This window comes from Rhizobium sp. CB3060, from assembly GCF_025200735.1.
GTDB lineage: Bacteria > Pseudomonadota > Alphaproteobacteria > Rhizobiales > Rhizobiaceae > Rhizobium.
Genome location: NZ_CP104158.1, coordinates 3,564,726 through 3,582,065, shown reverse-complemented (window position 1 = coordinate 3,582,065; position 17,340 = coordinate 3,564,726). Strand labels below are relative to the sequence as shown.

Genomic DNA, 17,340 nt, shown 5'->3' with positions numbered 1-17,340 from the left:
TCTTCGGAAAAACCCGAACGGCAATGATACTATGAAGACGGAGACGGTTTGGCAATTCTCGCCGGAGGTGGCCGCGCGGATCGGAACCATGGCATGCGGGCAATTCCGCTTCCCTTGCCAAGGAGGGAAGCGGCTCTGCGGATAGGCGGTTACTTCAGGCCGCCGCCGGCATAGAGGGTTTCGCCCGTCAGCCAGCCGGAGTCCTTCGAGGCGAGGAAAACGGCGATCGGGGCAATATCGGTCGGCTGTCCGAGGCGGCCAAGCGGCGTTTGGGAAACCATCTGCTTTTCGAGATCGCTGCCGATGATGCCCGCTGCAATGACGCCTTCGGTTTCGACCCCGCCAGGCGAAATGGTGTTGACGCGGATATTGCGCGGACCGAGCTCCTTGGCGAGGATCTGGGTGATCGAGGTGACGGCGGCCTTGGTCGCCGTGTAGACCGTGGCGGTTGGCAGGTTCATGGTGACGGCGGTCGAGGCGATGTTGATGACATTGCCGCCTTCAGGACCGAAATGCTTCACCGCTTCCTGCGTCGTCAGCAGCGTGCCGAGAACGTTGATGTTGAACTGCCGGTGGAATTCCTCTTCGGTGATCTCTTCCAGCGGCTGGAATTGATAGACGCCGGCATTGTTGACGAGGATGTCGACGCCGCCGAAGGCTCCCTTCGTTTCAGCAAAAAGCCGCTTCACGTCGGCGGATTTCGAAACATCGCCGTGAGCTGCGATCGCCTTGCCGCCCTTGGCGGTGATCTCGGCCACGACCTTGTCGGCGCCTTCGCGGCTCGACGCATAGTTGACGACGATAGCCGCACCCGCCTCGCCCAATGCCTTGGCGATGCCTGCGCCGATCCCCTTCGATGCTCCGGTCACGATTGCGACCTTGCCTGCCAGTTTGCTCATGTCTAGCTCCTGTCGAGATAATTGTTAGATGATTTTATAAATATCGAACTGATGGCGCAGACGAGGCCTTACACCGGCGGTCTTCGCTGCGTCACTTTGATATTTAGATACTCATCTAACTGATGCAAGAGCCGCCGGCGCGGCGTGTGGGGAAAATGATTGTCAGATGTTGGAGAGTTCCGCCATGTAGGCATTCAGGACATCGCGCCGAAGCACCAGGTTTGCGAACTTGCCTTCCCGCACGATCTCGATGAGACCGGCGTTTTCGAGTTCCTTGATGTGATGCGATATCGTCGCGGCACTGACGGTGTGGCACTGCGTCAGGACGCTGCAAGGCATAGGCTCGCCGCGACCGCCGATTTCTTTCAGCATCTGCACACGGCGCGGCTCGGCGAGCGCCCGGGCAATCAATCCCATCTGCCTTTCGCTTAGCCTCGTCTGTCCTGCATCGGTCATCGTCTTCGCCACACTCAAACGGGGAAAGGTTTCCCGCAAATTCGCCGCTTCAGATATATGAATGCAGGGGATGCTTGGCAACCATTCAGGGTGCAGCGATGGACGGGACCAAGGTAGTTCACGAATGATTTTTCGAGAGCTGTGGGGGGGCGGCCCTCGTGGTTCGAGGCTTTGCTGCCTTTGCTGACGCTCTGACATCAAAACACCTCACCATGGGGGCGGAGCGATGACGCGGGCCAGCTCAAGGAGAGCTCTCACCCTTAAGGAGCGGAACCCGAAGGGTGGAGCCTCGAAGGGCGAGGGCGGATGAGGGAAATGATCCCTACTTCCCCTTCAGCAGCGGTAATTTTGGCACCGGCCAGCCAGTCTCGCCGATGCGAAAGAGCAGGCCGTAGCGGGAATAGACGATCGCCGTCATGAAGGAGAACCAGCCGCCAAGCGCGAGGCCGGCGATGACGTCGCTCGGATAGTGCGCGCCGATCATCACTCGCGTCGTCGCGAGCCAAAGAGCGCAGGCGACGAAGATGTAGCGATAGCGGGGGAAGAGGAAGGCAAGTGCCACGAAGAAGGCGCCAATGGTGGTCGCATGGCCGGATGGGAAGCTTTCGAAGCTGGCATGGCCGTTGAAGGGGGAGAAACCGAAAGGACCCCAATCCTCAAAATGAGTGGGGCGGGCACGACCGATGGCGCGCTTGAGGAGATTGGCGATGATGCCCGAAAGCGCGATGGTCGTCAGCAGATAGCCGCCGATCTGACAGATGCGCAGGGCCTGGCAGCGACAGCGCGGCGACTGCAGCAGCCGGCTGCCGGCCCAGCCTTCGAAGAACAGGAAGGCGCTGACCAAGATGATCCAGCCGGATTCGCCGAAATTGGTGAGCAGCTTGCCGAAGAAATGAATGGGCGGTGCAATGTTCTTGATGGTCGCGCCGACCGGCCAATCGAACAGCAGGGCCGCCAGCAATACGATATTGGCGGTCAGGAACAGGCAGATCTTCCAATGCGAAGGAGCGAAGCCGCTCCTATTGCGCCGCCACCGCCTGTCCAGAGACGTCAAGATCGCCTGCATACCCACCGCCTGTCGTCGATACTCCACCCCAGTCGACGATCACGCGTAGCAGGCTCCTGCTACAGTTTTTTTACAGATTTAAGACGATCGGCAGTTCAGCGAAGCCCATGGTTCAGCCGCGGCCGCGGCCAACCGTCTTGTCCTGTGGAGAAGACCAGGCCGAAACGGGAAAAGAGGATCGCGACGGCGAAGGCGATCCAGGCGCCGAGCGCCAGCCCCGCGGCGACGTCGCTTGGATAATGAACGCCGATGATGATGCGAGAAGCGCCGAGCCAGAGGCCGATGCCGATGAACAGCAGCCGGAATCGCGGGAAAAGCAGAGCCAGCGCGGTAAAGAGAGCACCCACATTGGCCGAATGCGCCGAGGGAAAGCTCTGAAACAGGAAGTCACCATGAAACGGTTCGAAGCCGAGAATGCCATATTGGTCATAAAGCAGGGGCCGCGCCCGTCCGATCGCGTATTTCAGAAGATTGACGATGATGCTGGTGGAAAGAACCGACAGGCCGACATAGGTGACTATCCGGATGAGAAGGACGCTTCGGTAACCGCCATGCGTCGGCGAGCGTCGTACGATAAAAAGACCGACGGCAAACACGACGGCGATGGCGGCGAGGATCCAGGCCAGCCTGCCGATATCGGTGACGGCGCCTGCGACCGCAATCAGTCGCGGCGAGAGGTTTTTCGCAGCCTGCCCAAGCGGTGTGTCGAAGACGAAGAAGGCGAGAACGACGATGTTGATGGCGGTCAGCGTGCAGCCGAGCCAAGGAAGGCGGCCATGACGGCTGCGGCGGACGTCATAGCGCCGCGCCAGCCTCTGCCAAGGTCGTAATTGCCTCTGGATTGTGCTTACTGGTGGCGATGTCGTTTCCGTGCTCATGCGATGGGAAATAGGAGTCCGTCGCGTTGAGTTCAACAAAAAGCCCCCGCTCTGCAAGCAAAGAGCGAGGGCTTTGAATGTTTCACGTGAAATACTAGAGCGAGCTTTGGGCGTTCAGATGAACGCGTGGCGCTCTAGGCGGCGATTATGCCGACAGAGCCTTGAATTCGGCAAGGATGGCATCGCCCATCTCGGCGGTGCCGACCTGGCGGCTGCCGGCGGACATGATGTCGCCGGTGCGGATACCGCTGTCGAGCACGTTGGCGATTGCCTTTTCCAGCGCATCGGCTTCGGAAACCAGGCCGAAGGAGTAGCGCAGGCACATGGCGAAGGAGGCGATCATGGCGATCGGGTTGGCAATGCCCTTGCCGGCGATATCGGGTGCGGAACCGTGTACCGGCTCGTAGAGCGCCTTGCGCTTGCCGGTCTTGGCATCCGGAGCGCCGAGCGAAGCGGATGGCAGCATGCCGAGCGAGCCGGTCAGCATGGCGGCAACGTCGGACAGCATGTCGCCGAAGAGATTGTCGGTGACGATGACGTCGAACTGCTTCGGCTGGCGAACGAGTTGCATGCCGCCGGCATCGGCGAGCATATGCTCGAGCTGCACGTCAGCATATTTTTCCTTGTGCGTCGCGGTGACGACTTGGTTCCAGAGCACGCCCGACTTCATGACGTTGCGCTTTTCCATCGAGCAGACGCGGTTGTTGCGAGTGCGCGCCAGTTCGAAGGCGACGCCGGCGATGCGCTCGATCTCGTAGGTGTCGTAGACCTGGGTGTCGATGCCGCGCTTCTGGCCGTTGCCGAGGTCGATGATTTCCTTCGGCTCGCCGAAATAAACGCCGCCGGTGAGCTCGCGGATGATGAGGATATCAAGGCCGTCAACCAGCTCCGGCTTCAGCGAGGAGGCCGATGCCAGCGCCGGATAGCAGATGGCCGGGCGCAGATTGGCGAAAAGCTGGAGATCCTTGCGCAGGCGCAGCAGGCCGGCTTCCGGACGCACTTCATAGGGAACGCTATCCCACTTCGGGCCACCGACGGCGCCGAAGAGCACGGCATCGGCCGCAAGTGCCTTCTGCATGTCTTCTTCGGAGATGGCGGCGCCATGCGCATCATAAGCGCTGCCGCCGACGAGACCTTCGTCGGTGACGAAACCGGCATTCTTCGCCTCGTTCATATAGGCGATGATCTTGCGGACTTCGCCCATGGCTTCGGGACCGATGCCGTCGCCAGGCAGGAGGAAAAGATTGCGCACTGTCATGGGAAAGCCTCCGCAAAAGAAACAAGTTGCGGGTTCTTAGACCCGCAGATGCGGCTTTTCAAGCGAGGAAGGAGCGGAAACGGTACGGTTTGGGGCTTTTGCGGCCGACCCTCGTGGTTCGAGGCTGCGCCTTTTGGGCTTCGCACCTCACCATGAGGGCGGAGCGAACTATAAGCCAGGCGAGAGCATGAGCCCTCATGGTGAGGAGGCCCAAAGGGCCGTCTCGAACCACGAGGGCGGATGGCTTGCGTTGCTTTATCCTTACTCCGCCAATCCAAGCGAGGCGAGATAGGCGGCCGATGCCGGGATTTTCGACTTGTCCTTGATCTCGATGATCAGGCGCGGATTGCTGTCGAGTTTGGCAAGGGCGGCGAAGACGGCGCGCCAGTGGATATTGCCTTCGCCAAGGCTCCAGTGGCGATCGGCATAGCCGTCGGCATCCTGCAGGTGGACATGCTGCAGGCGGTTGCCGGCGGCGTGGACATAGTAGTCAACCGGCGGTGCGCCGGTGTAGCCATGGGCGTAATGGGCATGGCCGGTGTCGATCGAAACGGCGACGGCGGGTGTATTGAAGCTGTCGGCGAGACCGACGCGGATATGCGGATCCTTGTCCTCGATATTCTCGATGACCATGGTCAGGCCGATATTCTCGGCGCGTCTGACAGCGTCCCTCAACGTCAGATGCGTGTATTCGATGATCTTCTCGCGTTCGCCCTTGTTGTTGTCGAGGTTGTTGTAGGACCAGGACGTATAGGGGCTATGAATGACCATCTGCGTGGCGCCGATATTGGCGCAGACGTCGAGCGCCTGCGTGAGGCGCTTGGTGACGACGGCGCGGATCTCCGGATCCTGCGAGGCGATGATGAAGCCCCAGAATGGTCCGTGGATGCCGAGCCGGCCCTGGTGACCGTCGAGCAATTTCCTGGCGTGCTCGGCGAGCGGCGCCCAGTCGCCATTCAGGATTTCGGCTTCGACGAAGCTCTGCAGTTCCAGATCGCGCGGTTTTTCGAGCAGCCAATCACGATGGGCTTCGACATCGGCAAGCGTCATGGCTGCGCCAAGAATTGGAAGGGAGGTCATGAAATGCTCCGATTGGGAGGAGGAAATGGAGGAGCGGGAGCAGCCTGAAGGGCTCCGCAAAGACTATATGATCCCCCTTTTTGTCGGGCATATTACAGCCGGCAACCTCATGAACTTTCCATGGCATGAAAAGAAAAAGCCGGGCTTTTCAGCCCGGCTCTGACACGCAAATGTGATAATGAAATCGATCAGGCAGCCCAGGGACGGGATGCGGCGTTCGTCTTTTCGAAGCTGTCGATCGCCTTGGCCTTTTCCAGTGTCAGGCCGATATCGTCGAGGCCGTTCAGCAGGCAATGGCGCTTGAATTCGTCGAGCTCGAACTTGATCGAGCCGCCGTCCGGGCCGGTGATCTCAAGGTTTTCCAGATCGATCGTCAGAATGGCGTTGGAGCCGCGCGAGGCGTCGTCCATCAGCTTGTCGAGCTCTTCCTGGCTGACCTTGATCGGCAGGATGCCGTTCTTGAAGCAGTTATTGTAGAAGATGTCGGCGAAGCTCGTCGAAATGACGCAGCGGATGCCGAAGTCGAGCAGCGCCCACGGGGCATGTTCGCGCGACGAACCACAGCCGAAATTGTCGCCGGCGACGAGGATCTTAGCATTCTGATAGGCCGGCTTGTTCAGCACGAAATCCGGGTTCGGCGAGCCATCCTCATTGTAGCGGGCTTCGGCGAACAACCCTGTGCCAAGACCGGTGCGCTTGATGGTCTTCAGATAGTCCTTCGGGATGATCATGTCGGTATCGACATTGACGACCGGGAGGGGTGCCGCGACACCGGTCAACTTCACGAACTTGTCCATGGGGGTCCTGCCTTCAATTTTCGTCTATGCACGAATTATCCTGCCAATAGAGCAAATCCCTGCAAAAATGAAGGGGAATCTTGGAAATGCTCTGAAACCGGGCGCTTCGGCCGCAGTTCCGCAATTCAGGAATTACGCGTGGATGAGCGTACTGGAGAGCGGCGAGGCGCCGCCCTGCCCTGACCTTGGCCTAGAGATCGATGATCGTGCCGCGACCGTCGTTCCAAATGCGCATTTCGCGCTGACCGTTCGCCTTGGCGCGCACCGGAGCAGGCTTCATCCGCAACGAAATCGCGCGACCCACCATAAGCACGGTGAGGATGCCGCCGACAGCGAGCGTGAGTGAAACGGTAAACAGCGCCAGGGCTGCAAACACGGTGATGCCGGCAAGCGCGATAAACAAGGAACGGATATTCTGCATGGTCGAGACCTCTCTACTCATGGCAATGTGGTCCTCTCTGTTTCTCTCTGCAAGAGGAGCATGGCTTTTTGTTGTCTTGCTTGTTGTTGTCTTGCGTGATGGCCGAAAGCGCGGCAAAACTGTATTATGAGCCGTCCCGCCCCTCCCCGTTCCGTCCGTCTGCGCCGCTCGGTGCTGAGTGTCCCTGCGATCAACCGCCGGGCTCTTGAGAAGATAGCCGATCTCGATTGCGATGCGGTCATCTTCGATCTCGAGGATTCCGTGGCGCCGGAGAAAAAGGCGGAAGCGCGGGAGAATTTGCGGGCTTTTTTCGCCGGCTCGCCGCCTGATAGCGAAGAAAAGGCCGGCAAGGAGCGCATCATCCGCATCAATACGCTATCGTCGGGCTTCGGTGCCGATGACCTGGAGTTGGTGCTGGCGCTCGAGCCGGATGCGGTGTTACTGCCCAAGATCGACGAGCCGCAGGATGTGACCGTTGTCAGCGATAGGTTTGCCGAGGCGGATGCGCCGGAGAGCCTGCGCATCTGGGCGATGATCGAGACGCCGCGCGGCGTCTTGAACGCCGCGGCAATCGCCGAGGCCGGGCGCACGGCGGGAAGCCGGCTCGATTGTTTGGTCGTCGGCCTCAATGATCTGCGCAAGGAGACCGATGTGTTGGCGCAGCCAGGCCGCGCCTATCTCGTGCCCTGGCTCATGCAGGTGATCCTGGCCGTCAGCGCCTACGGGCTCGACGCCATCGACAGTGTTTTCAACGATTTCAAGGATATGCAGGCAGTGGACGCCGAATGTGCCGAGGGCCGCGCTATGGGCTTTGCCGGTAAGATGTTGATCCATCCGAACCAGATCGAAGCCGCCAACCGGCATTTCGGCCCCGATGAAGCTGCCATTGCGGAGGCGGAAGCCATCATCGCCGCTTTCGCCGATCCGGCGGCGGCCGGCCTCAATGTCGTAAACCTCGGCGGACGCATGGTCGAGCGGCTGCATCTTGTCCAGGCGGAAAGGCTGGTCCATAAAGCTCGCCTGATTGCAGAACGCCATCGTCCTTCGACAGGCTCAGGATGAGGCTGATACGTATGAAAGACGACTTGATGAAACTCTACCGCTTCCTCACCGGCCCTGACGACGCTTCCTTCTGCCATAAGGTGACCGCGGCACTGAACAAGGGCTGGGAACTCTCGGGCTCGCCGACCTATGCCTTCAATGCCGCGACCGGCCTGATGCAATGCGGCCAAGCGGTCGTCAAGGACGTCGAAGGCAAGGATTACGATCCGGAAATGAAGCTTTCCGAGCAGTAAGCATAGCAGGATCGGTTCCTCACCGGTCCGTCGCTTCTTCGGCGCTCGCCTCGATGCGCTCCATGTCCTCGTCGCTCAGGCCGAAATGGTGGCCGATTTCGTGGATCAGGACGTGGGTGATGATGTCGCCGAGGGTTTCCTCGTTTTCCGCCCAGTAATCGATGATCGGCCGGCGATAGAGGCGGATCTTGTTCGGCATTTCCCCGGTTTGGGCGGTGAAACGCTCCGATATGCCGCGGCCTTCGAACAGGCCGAGCAGATCGAAGGGCGTTTCCAGCGCCATGTCCTCGAACACGTCGTCGTCGGGGAAATCTTCGATGAGGATGATGAGATTGCCGGTGAGCGAACGGAATTCGTCCGGCAGGTGGCTGTAAGCCTCCGTGGCCAGGGATTCGAATGTGCTGATCGAGGGGGCATGGCGGTCCCGCCAATCCTCGCTCTGGTCAATGCGGGCCATGAATGCTTCCTTCCTTAGCTGGTCATATAGAGCCTTTGTTTCGGTTTTTCGAGAGTGGATTCAGGCAGAGGAATATTTTCTCATAAAATGGTGTTGACTCTTCTTCCGACCTCTGGAATCCATAAGAACATAACAGGAACATAATTGATCTGGAGCTAACGTCATGGCCGAGGCCGCCGTGGCGCGGGAGACGCTTTTTGCCCTGCGTGAAACCATTGCCCGACTGGAAGGCAGGCCGATACCGGCGCTGGCTGCCGTGGCGCATGAGGCACGGGCAGCAGAGCCGGAGGTTGGTTCAGCCGATGCCGTCCAGCCGCTTGCGATAGGGGTTGCCGATCTCGACGAGGCGATGCAGGGCGGCGTGCCGCTCGATGCGCTGACGGAGATCCGCTCACTGGCCTTGCGGGATGCCGGAGCGGCCAGCGGTTTCACGCTTGCTCTCGCTGCACGGCTTAGAGCTCTCGCTGCGCGGCCTGGGGGGCAAGCCGCCGGCAAAACTGCGGCCGTATCGCCGGTTCTGTGGATCGGCGATACGGTCGCGGCGATGGAGGCCGGCCTGCCCTATGCGATCGGGATTCGGGATTTCGGATTGGAGCCGGCCGGTTTTCTGCAGGCATCGCCGCGCAAGCTGGAAGAGGCGCTATGGCTGGCGGAGGCGGCTCTCGTCAGTGCGGCCTTTGCGGTCGTCATTCTGGAGGTACGCGGCAATCCGGCCCGTTTCGGGCTGACGGAGAGCCGGCGGCTTGCGCTTCGGGCCAAGGCAGCGGGGCGGCCCTTGTTTCTGTTGCGTCAAGCGGGCGAGGAGGAGGCGAGCAGTGCTCTCTTCCGTCTCGCCGTCGAACCCGCGCCGGCCCTGGCGCGGCCCCTGCCGGACGGATCGCTACTTGGCGGCAGCATCGGTCATCCGGCCTTTCGTCTCACCCTGGAAAAGAGCCGCAACCCGGCACCCTTTTCCATAACCCTGGAGTGGAATGCCCATGACCGCCAGTTTGCCCCTGTCCTCGACACTCAGCGCCCTGCCTTTCCCGGCGAATACGCAGCGCATTCTGGCGCTGACCTTTCCGCATCTGCCGACCGACCGGATCGCCCGCAAGCGATGGGGTCTGTCCTGGCGTTCGACCGGTCGGCTTGAGGCGCCACCACTCGCCTGTGCCGGCAAGCTGAACAATGCCATGCGGCTCACCGCGCTCAATGAAAGGGCCGAGACGATCGGCCTGAAGCTTGCACAGGGCGTCGCCGAGGCGAAGGCGATCTGTCCCGCCCTTGACGTCGTCGAAGAGAATCCGGCCGCGGATCGCAAGCTGCTGGAGGCGATCGCCGATTGGTGCGATCGCTATACGCCGCTGGTGGCGATCGACGGCAAGGACGGGCTTTTCCTCGATATTACCGGCTGTGCCCATCTCTTCGGCGGCGAAGAAGCGCTGCTCGAGGATATTCTGATCCGGATTTCCCGGCTTGGTCTCGATGTCCGTGGCGCCATCTCCTCTGCGCCGGGTCTGTCCTGGGCGGTGGCCCGCTTCGACGAGAGCCGTGTCGTTCCTCCGGAAGCCATGGAAGAGGCGCTGGCGCCACTGCCGGTCGCCTCGCTCAGGCTTGACGAGGAAACAGTCGCCGCATTGCAGAAGCTGGGATTGAAGCAGGTGGGCGATCTCCTGGCCGCACCGCGGGCGCCGCTGACCCGCCGTTTCGGCGCGCAACTCCTGTTGCGGCTCGATCAGGCCGTCGGCCTGATCGAGGAGCCGATCTCGCCGCGCCGGCCGGTCGCGCAGTTGTCAGCCGAGCGGCGGCTTGCCGAACCGGTGCAGGCGGAGGCCGATATCCTGCAGCTTGCCCGCCAGCTTGCCGAAACCTTGAAGCCGGGGCTGGAGGCCCGCGGTGTCGGTGGCCGTTCGTTCGAGCTTTTGCTGTTCCGGGTCGACGGCATGGTGTTCCGCATCGCCGCCGGGGCGTCGCAGCCGCTGCGGGAGCCGAGCCGGATCGCCAACCTGTTCACGGAGCGCTTCACTGCCATTCATGACGATCTCGATGTGGGATACGGCTTCGAAATCGTCCGCCTCAATGTCCTGGAACATGCGCCTTTCGACGCGGCGCAAGACGATTTCATCGAAGAGGGCCGGCAGGATGGCTCGCTCGCCGCCTTCGCCGACCGGGTCGCGGCACGGCTGGGGCCGGACTGCCTGCAGGGCTTCGCGCTGCAGGAAAGCCATATTCCCGAACGTGCCGTTCGATCGATACCTGCCGTAGAAATCCTTGCGGCCCACAGACGGACAGGAAGCGAGCATGCCGGTCATGGCTTCTTCCGCGGGGAGCGCCCGCTCCGGCTGTTTCGCATGCCCGAGCCGATCGAAACCTTTGCCACCGAAGTGCCTGACGGTCCGCCCCGGCAATTCCGTTGGCGGCGGATCACGCATAAAGTCCTGCGGGCCGAAGGACCGGAGCGGCTTGCGGCGGAATGGTGGGTCGACGAGGAGGAAACCCCGGCCCGCGATTATTTCCGCATCGAGGATGAGGCCGGTCATCGTTTCTGGCTGTTTCGCAAGGGTCTCTATGGTCAGGGTGCAACAAGGCCGAGCTGGTACATGCATGGAATCTTCCCATGAGTGCCCCTGCCCCAACTCTCGAAACCGTGCCCTTTTTCGAGATCGGGGCACGATCGAATTTCTCCTTTCTCGAAGGAGCTTCGCATCCGGAAGAAATGGTTCTGGCCGCAAAGATCGCCGGCCTCAGCGGCCTCGGCATCGCTGATCGGAACAGCGTCGCCGGCGTGGTCAGGGCGCATGTCATCGCCAAGCAGCATCGCTATCGCTTCCAGCCCGGCGCCCGCCTGATCTTTTCGGACGAGACGCCCGACATCCTCGCCTTCCCGCAGAATCGCAAGGGTTGGGCGCATCTCTGTCGGCTGTTGAGCGCCGGCAATCTCAGGGCCGAGAAAGGGGAATGCGAGCTTCACGAGGCCGACCTCCTGGAATGGGGCGACGAGATGATGCTGGCGCTCGTGCCGGATGCTGCGAGCGTGGAGACGCAGGAGGGACAGGCGAAACTGGAAGGGTGCCTGGCGCGGCTGTGGATGCGCTTCGGCAGGAAGCTCCATATGGCGCTGTCGCCCGCCTATGACGGGCGCGATCACCTGTTCTTCGCGACACTCTCCATCCTCGCGCTCAGAAACGGGGTGCGCTTGATCGCCACCAATCAGCCGCTTTATCACGCGAGCGAGCGCAAACCGCTTGCCGATATCGTCGTTTCGATCCGTGAGCATGTGCCGATCGCCGAGGCCGGCTTCAGGCTGGCGGCCAATGCCGAACGCTGTTTGAAGGGCGGGGCGGAAATGGCACGGCTTTTTAAAAACTACCCGAAAGCCATCGCCAATACGCAAAAGTTTTTTAGCCGGCTGTCTTTTTCGCTGGATGAGCTGAAGCACAATTATCCCGACGAAAGTGTTCCGGGCGAGACTGTCTCGGAAACGCTGGAGCGACTGACGCGGGCGGGCGCCAAATGGCGCTATCCTAATGGTATTCCACCCAAGGTCGCCAAGCAGATCGACTACGAGCTCGATCTGATCAAGCAGAGGCAGTACGAGCCCTATTTCCTGACGGTGCATCGCATCATGGAACATGCTCGCAGCGAAAATATCCTGTGCCAGGGCCGCGGCTCCGCTGCCAATTCCACGGTCTGCTATTGCCTTCGAATTACCGAGGTCAATCCGGAGATCACGACGCTTTTGTTCGAGCGCTTCATTTCGACGGAACGGGAAGAGCCGCCGGATATCGATGTTGATTTCGAGCACGAGAAGCGCGAAGACGTTATTCAGTATATCTACAAACATTACAAAAAGGAGCATGCCGGGCTGACGGCGGCAGTCACCAGCTATCGGGCGCGCTCGGCTGGCCGCGAGGTGGCGAAGGCCTTCGGCCTGTCGGAGGATGTGCAATCGGCTCTGGCGAGCGGTGTCTGGGGCTGGTCGACAGAAGAATTATCCGAACGCGAGGCAAGGATTGCCGGCCTCGACCTCAGGGATCGGACGACGCAGCGCGTTCTGTCCTATGCTTCGACGCTGATGGGATTTCCCCGGCATCTGACCCAACATGTCGGCGGCTTCGTCATCACCAGGGACCGGTTGGATGAAGTCGTGCCGATCATGCATACGGCGATGGACGACCGCTATATGATCGAGTGGAACAAGGACGATCTCGATTCCCTCGATATTCTCAAGATCGACGTCCTGGCGCTGGGGATGTTGACCTGCCTTGCCAAGGCCTTCGATCTGCTGCGCCTCCACTATGATGTGAAGAAGACGCTCGCCGATCTCGGCAATGCCAATCATCCGGACGGCGAGCCGGTCTATGACATGATCTGCCGCGCCGATACGATTGGGGTTTTCCAGATTGAGAGCCGGGCGCAGATGAGCATGCTGCCACGGCTGAGGCCTCGTAGATTCTACGATCTGGTCATCGAAGTGGCGATCGTCCGGCCTGGACCGATCCAGGGCAACATGGTGCATCCCTATCTCAAGCGGCGAGAGGCAGACCGGGCAGGAAAGGAACTCGACTATCCGAGCCCGGAGCTGAAGGAGGTTCTGAAGCGAACGCTGGGAGTCCCCCTCTTTCAGGAACAGGCAATGCAAATCGCCATTACGGCAGCGGGGTTTACACCTGCGGAGGCTGACAAGTTGCGCCGGGCGATGGCGACCTTCAAACGAACGGGGACCATCCACACTTTCGAGAAGAAGATGATCGAAGGCATGGCTGAAAGGGGGTACGAGCGGGAATTCGCCAAAAACTGTTTCGAGCAGATCAAGGGTTTCGGCGAATATGGCTTTCCCGAAAGCCACGCGGCTTCCTTCGCCCTCCTCGTCTACGCCTCTTCCTGGCTCAAGGCCTATTATCCCGATGTCTTTTGTGCGGCGATCCTCAATGCGCAGCCCATGGGTTTCTATGCGCCGGCGCAGCTCGTGCGCGATGCGCGTGAGCATGGCGTCGAGATGCGGCCGGTGGATGTAAATCATTCCAGTTGGGATTGCCTGCTGGAGAGGGCGCGCTTCGATCAGGACGCCGTCGAGCCGCGTCATGTGTCGATGCGCGCACTGATCAAGACGCAATGCGCCGTCCGCCTCGGTTTCCGGCAGGTCAAGGGCCTGTCGGATAAGGAGATGGAACAGCTCGTCGAGCGTCGTGGCGCTGGTTACAGTTCCGTGCGCGATCTCTGGCTGCGCTCCGGTCTTGCCAAAGCGCAGATCGAACGCCTCGCGGATGCGGATGCCTTCCGCTCCATCGGTTTGAGCCGTCGCGAGGCGCTTTGGGCCGTGCGGGCTCTCGATGTCGGCAGCGCTGCGGAAAAGCTACCTCTCTTCGATCTTGCCGACCGCACCGACCTGCAAATCGAGCCGGTGGTGTCCCTGCCGGAAATGCTGCCTGGCGAGCAGGTGATCGAGGATTATCGCTATCTTTCGCTGTCGCTGAAGGCGCATCCGGTGTCTTTCCTGCGGGCGGATTTCGCCCAACTGGGCATCGTGCAGAACAGGGATTTGCCCAATGTTCCTAATGGCAGGATGGTGACGATTGCCGGGTTGGTGCTGGTGCGACAGCGGCCGGGCTCGGCGAAGGGCGTGATCTTCATGACGTTGGAGGACGAGACCGGCGTTTCCAATGCGATCGTCTGGCCGAAGATGTTCGAGAAATACCGCGCCATCGTCATGGGCGCCCGGCTGGTCAAGATCCGCGGCCGTCTGCAGAGCGAAAGCGGCGTCATCCATGTGGTGGTCGACTATATCGAGGATATGACTTCGGCGCTGGGGATCCTGCAACGCGAAGCTAGGCGGTTCGGCGTCAGCGATCGGGCGGATGAGGCCCTGCGTCCGACCATGGATCACCGGCAGAAGAAGCGGCTTACCGAAACAAGTGCGTCCGTGCGAGAGGCTGCCGAGATAGCGGCAGATGGCCGCAGCAATGCGGCCGAGACGGCAAGCGTCATGCCGCGAGGCCGTAACTTCCATTGATGCGCAGGGCATCATGCGTCACGCCAAAGTGACCCTGTCCGGCTCGCCCGATGAAAAATGAATCGAATTTTTCTTGACAAAGATCGTCTTCTTTCGCAGATAACAAGACAGCAGATGTCATGTTTGACGGGCTGAGCGAAGAATGCTGGTTTGCAGTTGTAATTACATCACCGACAAGGAAATCCGGGAGGTCATCATCGAGCTCCTCGATCAGGATTGTTGGCAGCTCATCGTTCCTGCCAAGGTCTATCACGCCATGTCGAAGCGCGGCCGTTGCTGCGGCTGCTTCCCGAATGTCGTCGACATCATTATACAGACGACCGAGGACTATCATGCCCGCCGCCACTCGACGGAGGCGGAAATATTTGATTTCATGTCCCGCTTGAAAAAGTTCCATGAAGAAAACAGGAGAGCGGACATTGAAAGGCGACAAAAAAGTCATCGAGCGGCTTAACGAGGCCCTATTTCTCGAACTCGGTGCAGTCAATCAATATTGGGTTCATTACCGGCTTCTGGAAGATTGGGGCTATACCAAGCTTGCCAAGAAGGAGCGTGCGGAATCCATCGAAGAGATGCACCACGCCGATCGTCTCGTTGCTCGCATCATCTTCCTCGAAGGGCATCCGAACCTGCAGACACTGGCGCCGCTGCGCATCGGCCAGAATGTCAAGGAAGTGCTGGAGGCCGATCTCGCCGGCGAATATGACGCCCGCACCGCCTACAAGAAGTCGCGCGACATCTGTCACGATGCCGGCGACTATGTTTCGATGAAGCTGTTCGAAGAGCTGTTGGCGGATGAGGAAGGTCATATCGACTTCCTGGAAACCCAGATCGACCTGCTTGAAAAGATCGGCGAGGCCAAATACGGCCAGCTCAACGCCGATTCCGCTGATTCTGCTGAATAATTAGCATCGATTTTCCGGCCGCCCTTTCAGGCGGTCGGAATGCGCTCAGTCTTCCGCCTTCAACCCAGCCAAATTTTGGAATTCGGCGACGACCTGCTCGTAGACGGACCGTTTGAAGGCGACGATCAGACTGGGTAGCTCCGCCATCGGCTTCCAATCCCAGGCCTCGAATTCCGGTTCATGGCCGCCCGGCGGCGGATTGATGGCGATTTCGCTTTCGTCGCCGTCGAAGCGGAAGGCGAACCAGCGCTGGGTCTGGCCGCGGAATTTTCCCTTGAGGCCGATGCCGATCAATTGCGGCGGCAGATCGTAGTTGATCCAGTCCTTCGCTTCGGCGAGCAGCGTCACGGTCTTTATGCCGGTCTCTTCGTAAAGCTCGCGATAGGCGGCCACTAGCGGGTCCTCGCCTTCGTCGATGCCGCCCTGCGGCATCTGCCAGAGATGCGGCGAGCCGTCATATTCGGAATTGCCGTCCGGAATGCGCTTGCCGGCCCAGACCAGCCCTTCGCGATTGAGCACCATGATGCCGACGCAGGGGCGATAAGGCAGGTCTTCAGCTCTGATGGGGACGCGGCTCTTGCTCATGGTAATCCTCTAAGCCTTCAGGGATGTTTGGGGTCGTCGGCAAGCGCCGAGACGGCGACGATCTCGATGCCGCGCATGGCGGCCTCCTCGCTCCATTTGCTGATGGCGTCGACGCTCTCGTCGAAAGCGGACGCAACGCCGATAGCCGAGCCATTACGGCGGGCGATGCGCTCCAGCTCGTCGAGCTTCTTCAGGATGGCATCCTGCTTCAATTCTCCGTCGAGCTGCACATCCGCAAATGCATGCGGCACCTCAAGCGCCTTGGCAACCGTACCGGATTTGGACTGTGCCGAGGAGCCGTCGTCGAGGAACAACAGACCGCGCTTGCCGATATCACGCATGACCGGTTCCATGGCATCGGCATTCGACAGGAATCGTCCGCCGAGATAGTTCATCACGCCAGTATAGTTGGTGATTTCGGCCAAAGCCTTGTGCAGGTCTTCGATGTTTTTGGCCGCGGGCTGCGAGGTCAAAAGCGTATCGGGTCCGGGGTTGTTGCCTGGGTAATCGAATGGCTCGAAAGGCACCTGGATCAGGATTTCATGGCCGCCACGCCGCGCCTCCTGCATCCAGCGCTGCAGGCTGTTGCCGCTGGCGGCAAAGGCGAGCGTGATTTCCTCCGGCAGTTTCTCGATGGCGCGCTGCGTACCGGTCTGGCTGAGGCCGAGGCCGCTGACGACGATGGCGACGCGCGTGCCGCGGGCACCGGACCAGGGCCGCGCATATTGGTCCATCGGTCTCAATCCGCTCGGCGCGATAATCGGCAGCTTGCCGAAAGGCGAATCCTCCAGCAGGCTGTCGTTCGGCGTCGCCGCCATGCGCGGATCCTGGCCGACCTGATTGGCATTGATCAGCACAGGGCCGTCGCCGTCGCGCGTATTCGGGCTGAACATGGTCACGACCGAACCGTCGCTGGTGACGATGCGATGCGTATCGGCGCCGGATTGCGGATCGACCTGCTTCAGGCCTGTCGTTTGATCGCCCGTGGCCGGCTTGTTACTGGCCTGCGGTGATGGCGACGCCTTTTCGGCAGTCTCGACCGGGGGAGTCTTCTGCAGATGGTCGCGCAACAGTGCTGAATAGAGGGAAAAACTGGCGATCGCGATCAGACAGAAGCCGGCGAGGATGCGCCCGAAGGGCGGACGCCGCCGCTTGCGGCCAGAGCCGCGGTTCTGGCCCAGCGGTGCATGCAAATCCGTTCCCAAAGTCCGTATCCACCCCAAAATGGGAAAATGTCCGCCCCCGTGCATT

General features: G+C 60.6%; 19 protein-coding genes. 8 read left to right on the top strand and 11 right to left on the bottom strand.

Annotation, left to right across the window (positions count from 1 at the left end):
- Positions 1-149 precede the first annotated feature (149 nt).
- The 6 genes from N2601_RS17235 to N2601_RS17210 all read right to left on the bottom strand — a co-directional run bounded on the left by N2601_RS17235 (position 150) and on the right by N2601_RS17210 (position 5,637).
- Entirely contained in the window at positions 150-899 is a 750-nt protein-coding gene (locus tag N2601_RS17235) for a glucose 1-dehydrogenase (RefSeq protein ID WP_104824902.1), read from the bottom strand.
- 162 nt (positions 900-1,061) lie between these two features.
- On the bottom strand, positions 1,062-1,355 hold the full coding sequence (locus N2601_RS17230) for a winged helix-turn-helix domain-containing protein (protein WP_104824901.1): 294 nt from the start codon (positions 1,353-1,355) through the stop codon (positions 1,062-1,064).
- 322 nt (positions 1,356-1,677) lie between these two features.
- Positions 1,678-2,421: a lipid A 1-phosphatase LpxE gene (gene lpxE / locus N2601_RS17225; RefSeq protein ID WP_104824900.1), complete on the bottom strand. Its 744-nt coding sequence runs from the start codon at positions 2,419-2,421 to the stop codon at positions 1,678-1,680.
- Positions 2,422-2,516: 95 nt separating this feature from the next.
- Positions 2,517-3,299: a phosphatase PAP2 family protein gene (locus N2601_RS17220; RefSeq protein WP_260303242.1), complete on the bottom strand. Its 783-nt coding sequence runs from the start codon at positions 3,297-3,299 to the stop codon at positions 2,517-2,519.
- A 145-nt stretch (positions 3,300-3,444) separates the two neighbouring features.
- A complete protein-coding gene (gene leuB / locus N2601_RS17215) occupies positions 3,445-4,557 on the bottom strand; it encodes a 3-isopropylmalate dehydrogenase (RefSeq protein ID WP_104824898.1) in 1,113 nt (370 codons plus the stop codon).
- A gap of 261 nt (positions 4,558-4,818) precedes the next feature.
- Complete coding sequence (locus tag N2601_RS17210; protein WP_104824897.1) at positions 4,819-5,637, bottom strand: sugar phosphate isomerase/epimerase family protein; 819 nt, start codon at positions 5,635-5,637, stop codon at positions 4,819-4,821.
- A gap of 25 nt (positions 5,638-5,662) precedes the next feature.
- Here N2601_RS17210 and N2601_RS17205 point away from each other — a divergent pair, with 25 nt between their 5' ends.
- Positions 5,663-5,800: a hypothetical protein gene (locus N2601_RS17205; protein WP_158704501.1), complete on the top strand. Its 138-nt coding sequence runs from the start codon at positions 5,663-5,665 to the stop codon at positions 5,798-5,800.
- Positions 5,801-5,825: 25 nt separating this feature from the next.
- On the opposite strand, the gene leuD is transcribed toward N2601_RS17205, so the two are convergent.
- Together leuD and N2601_RS17195 are read right to left on the bottom strand one after the other, a co-directional pair.
- Complete coding sequence (gene leuD / locus N2601_RS17200) at positions 5,826-6,434, bottom strand: 3-isopropylmalate dehydratase small subunit (RefSeq protein ID WP_104824896.1); 609 nt, start codon at positions 6,432-6,434, stop codon at positions 5,826-5,828.
- Between the two features lie 190 nt (positions 6,435-6,624).
- Complete coding sequence (locus N2601_RS17195) at positions 6,625-6,855, bottom strand: hypothetical protein (RefSeq protein ID WP_104824895.1); 231 nt, start codon at positions 6,853-6,855, stop codon at positions 6,625-6,627.
- Positions 6,856-6,981: 126 nt separating this feature from the next.
- Here N2601_RS17195 and N2601_RS17190 point away from each other — a divergent pair, with 126 nt between their 5' ends.
- Complete coding sequence (locus N2601_RS17190; RefSeq protein WP_104824894.1) at positions 6,982-7,917, top strand: HpcH/HpaI aldolase/citrate lyase family protein; 936 nt, start codon at positions 6,982-6,984, stop codon at positions 7,915-7,917.
- A gap of 26 nt (positions 7,918-7,943) precedes the next feature.
- Complete coding sequence (locus N2601_RS17185) at positions 7,944-8,150, top strand: DUF1737 domain-containing protein (RefSeq protein WP_104825280.1); 207 nt, start codon at positions 7,944-7,946, stop codon at positions 8,148-8,150.
- Between the two features lie 19 nt (positions 8,151-8,169).
- On the opposite strand, the gene N2601_RS17180 is transcribed toward N2601_RS17185, so the two are convergent.
- Positions 8,170-8,607, bottom strand: coding sequence for a metallopeptidase family protein (locus tag N2601_RS17180; protein WP_104824893.1), 438 nt, complete (start codon positions 8,605-8,607; stop codon positions 8,170-8,172).
- Between the two features lie 163 nt (positions 8,608-8,770).
- Here N2601_RS17180 and N2601_RS17175 point away from each other — a divergent pair, with 163 nt between their 5' ends.
- The 5 genes from N2601_RS17175 (at position 8,771) to bfr (ending at position 15,504) form a co-directional block, all read left to right on the top strand.
- Entirely contained in the window at positions 8,771-9,739 is a 969-nt protein-coding gene (locus tag N2601_RS17175; RefSeq protein WP_245463911.1) for an ImuA family protein, read from the top strand.
- Positions 9,740-9,779: 40 nt separating this feature from the next.
- Positions 9,780-11,207, top strand: coding sequence for a Y-family DNA polymerase (locus tag N2601_RS17170; protein WP_260303987.1), 1,428 nt, complete (start codon positions 9,780-9,782; stop codon positions 11,205-11,207).
- A complete protein-coding gene (locus tag N2601_RS17165; RefSeq protein WP_104824891.1) occupies positions 11,204-14,599 on the top strand; it encodes an error-prone DNA polymerase in 3,396 nt (1,131 codons plus the stop codon). The genes N2601_RS17170 and N2601_RS17165 overlap by 4 nt, the downstream gene beginning before the upstream one ends.
- 142 nt (positions 14,600-14,741) lie before the next feature.
- A complete protein-coding gene (locus N2601_RS17160) occupies positions 14,742-15,053 on the top strand; it encodes a (2Fe-2S)-binding protein (protein ID WP_104824890.1) in 312 nt (103 codons plus the stop codon).
- Entirely contained in the window at positions 15,019-15,504 is a 486-nt protein-coding gene (gene bfr, locus N2601_RS17155) for a bacterioferritin (RefSeq protein WP_028753752.1), read from the top strand. Before N2601_RS17160 ends, bfr begins: the two co-directional genes overlap by 35 nt.
- Positions 15,505-15,549: 45 nt before the next feature.
- Here the strand turns inward: bfr and N2601_RS17150 are convergent, their stop codons facing one another.
- On the bottom strand, positions 15,550-16,089 hold the full coding sequence (locus N2601_RS17150; protein ID WP_104824888.1) for an RNA pyrophosphohydrolase: 540 nt from the start codon (positions 16,087-16,089) through the stop codon (positions 15,550-15,552).
- A gap of 17 nt (positions 16,090-16,106) precedes the next feature.
- Complete coding sequence (locus N2601_RS17145) at positions 16,107-17,294, bottom strand: divergent polysaccharide deacetylase family protein (RefSeq protein ID WP_104824887.1); 1,188 nt, start codon at positions 17,292-17,294, stop codon at positions 16,107-16,109.
- Positions 17,295-17,340 lie beyond the last annotated feature (46 nt).

Bases quoted from the DNA above. Each gene is read 5' to 3' on its own strand.
- N2601_RS17235 (WP_104824902.1), bottom strand. From the start codon at position 899: ATGAGCAAACTGGCAGGCAAGGTCGCAATCGTGACCGGAGCATCGAAG.
- N2601_RS17230 (WP_104824901.1), bottom strand. From the start codon at position 1,355: ATGACCGATGCAGGACAGACGAGGCTAAGCGAAAGGCAGATGGGATTG.
- lpxE (WP_104824900.1), bottom strand. From the start codon at position 2,421: ATGCAGGCGATCTTGACGTCTCTGGACAGGCGGTGGCGGCGCAATAGG.
- N2601_RS17220 (WP_260303242.1), bottom strand. From the start codon at position 3,299: ATGAGCACGGAAACGACATCGCCACCAGTAAGCACAATCCAGAGGCAA.
- leuB (WP_104824898.1), bottom strand. From the start codon at position 4,557: ATGACAGTGCGCAATCTTTTCCTCCTGCCTGGCGACGGCATCGGTCCC.
- N2601_RS17210 (WP_104824897.1), bottom strand. From the start codon at position 5,637: ATGACCTCCCTTCCAATTCTTGGCGCAGCCATGACGCTTGCCGATGTC.
- N2601_RS17205 (WP_158704501.1), top strand. From the start codon at position 5,663: ATGGAGGAGCGGGAGCAGCCTGAAGGGCTCCGCAAAGACTATATGATC.
- leuD (WP_104824896.1), bottom strand. From the start codon at position 6,434: ATGGACAAGTTCGTGAAGTTGACCGGTGTCGCGGCACCCCTCCCGGTC.
- N2601_RS17195 (WP_104824895.1), bottom strand. From the start codon at position 6,855: ATGCAGAATATCCGTTCCTTGTTTATCGCGCTTGCCGGCATCACCGTG.
- N2601_RS17190 (WP_104824894.1), top strand. From the start codon at position 6,982: ATGAGCCGTCCCGCCCCTCCCCGTTCCGTCCGTCTGCGCCGCTCGGTG.
- N2601_RS17185 (WP_104825280.1), top strand. From the start codon at position 7,944: ATGAAACTCTACCGCTTCCTCACCGGCCCTGACGACGCTTCCTTCTGC.
- N2601_RS17180 (WP_104824893.1), bottom strand. From the start codon at position 8,607: ATGGCCCGCATTGACCAGAGCGAGGATTGGCGGGACCGCCATGCCCCC.
- N2601_RS17175 (WP_245463911.1), top strand. From the start codon at position 8,771: ATGGCCGAGGCCGCCGTGGCGCGGGAGACGCTTTTTGCCCTGCGTGAA.
- N2601_RS17170 (WP_260303987.1), top strand. From the start codon at position 9,780: ATGCGGCTCACCGCGCTCAATGAAAGGGCCGAGACGATCGGCCTGAAG.
- N2601_RS17165 (WP_104824891.1), top strand. From the start codon at position 11,204: ATGAGTGCCCCTGCCCCAACTCTCGAAACCGTGCCCTTTTTCGAGATC.
- N2601_RS17160 (WP_104824890.1), top strand. From the start codon at position 14,742: ATGCTGGTTTGCAGTTGTAATTACATCACCGACAAGGAAATCCGGGAG.
- N2601_RS17150 (WP_104824888.1), bottom strand. From the start codon at position 16,089: ATGAGCAAGAGCCGCGTCCCCATCAGAGCTGAAGACCTGCCTTATCGC.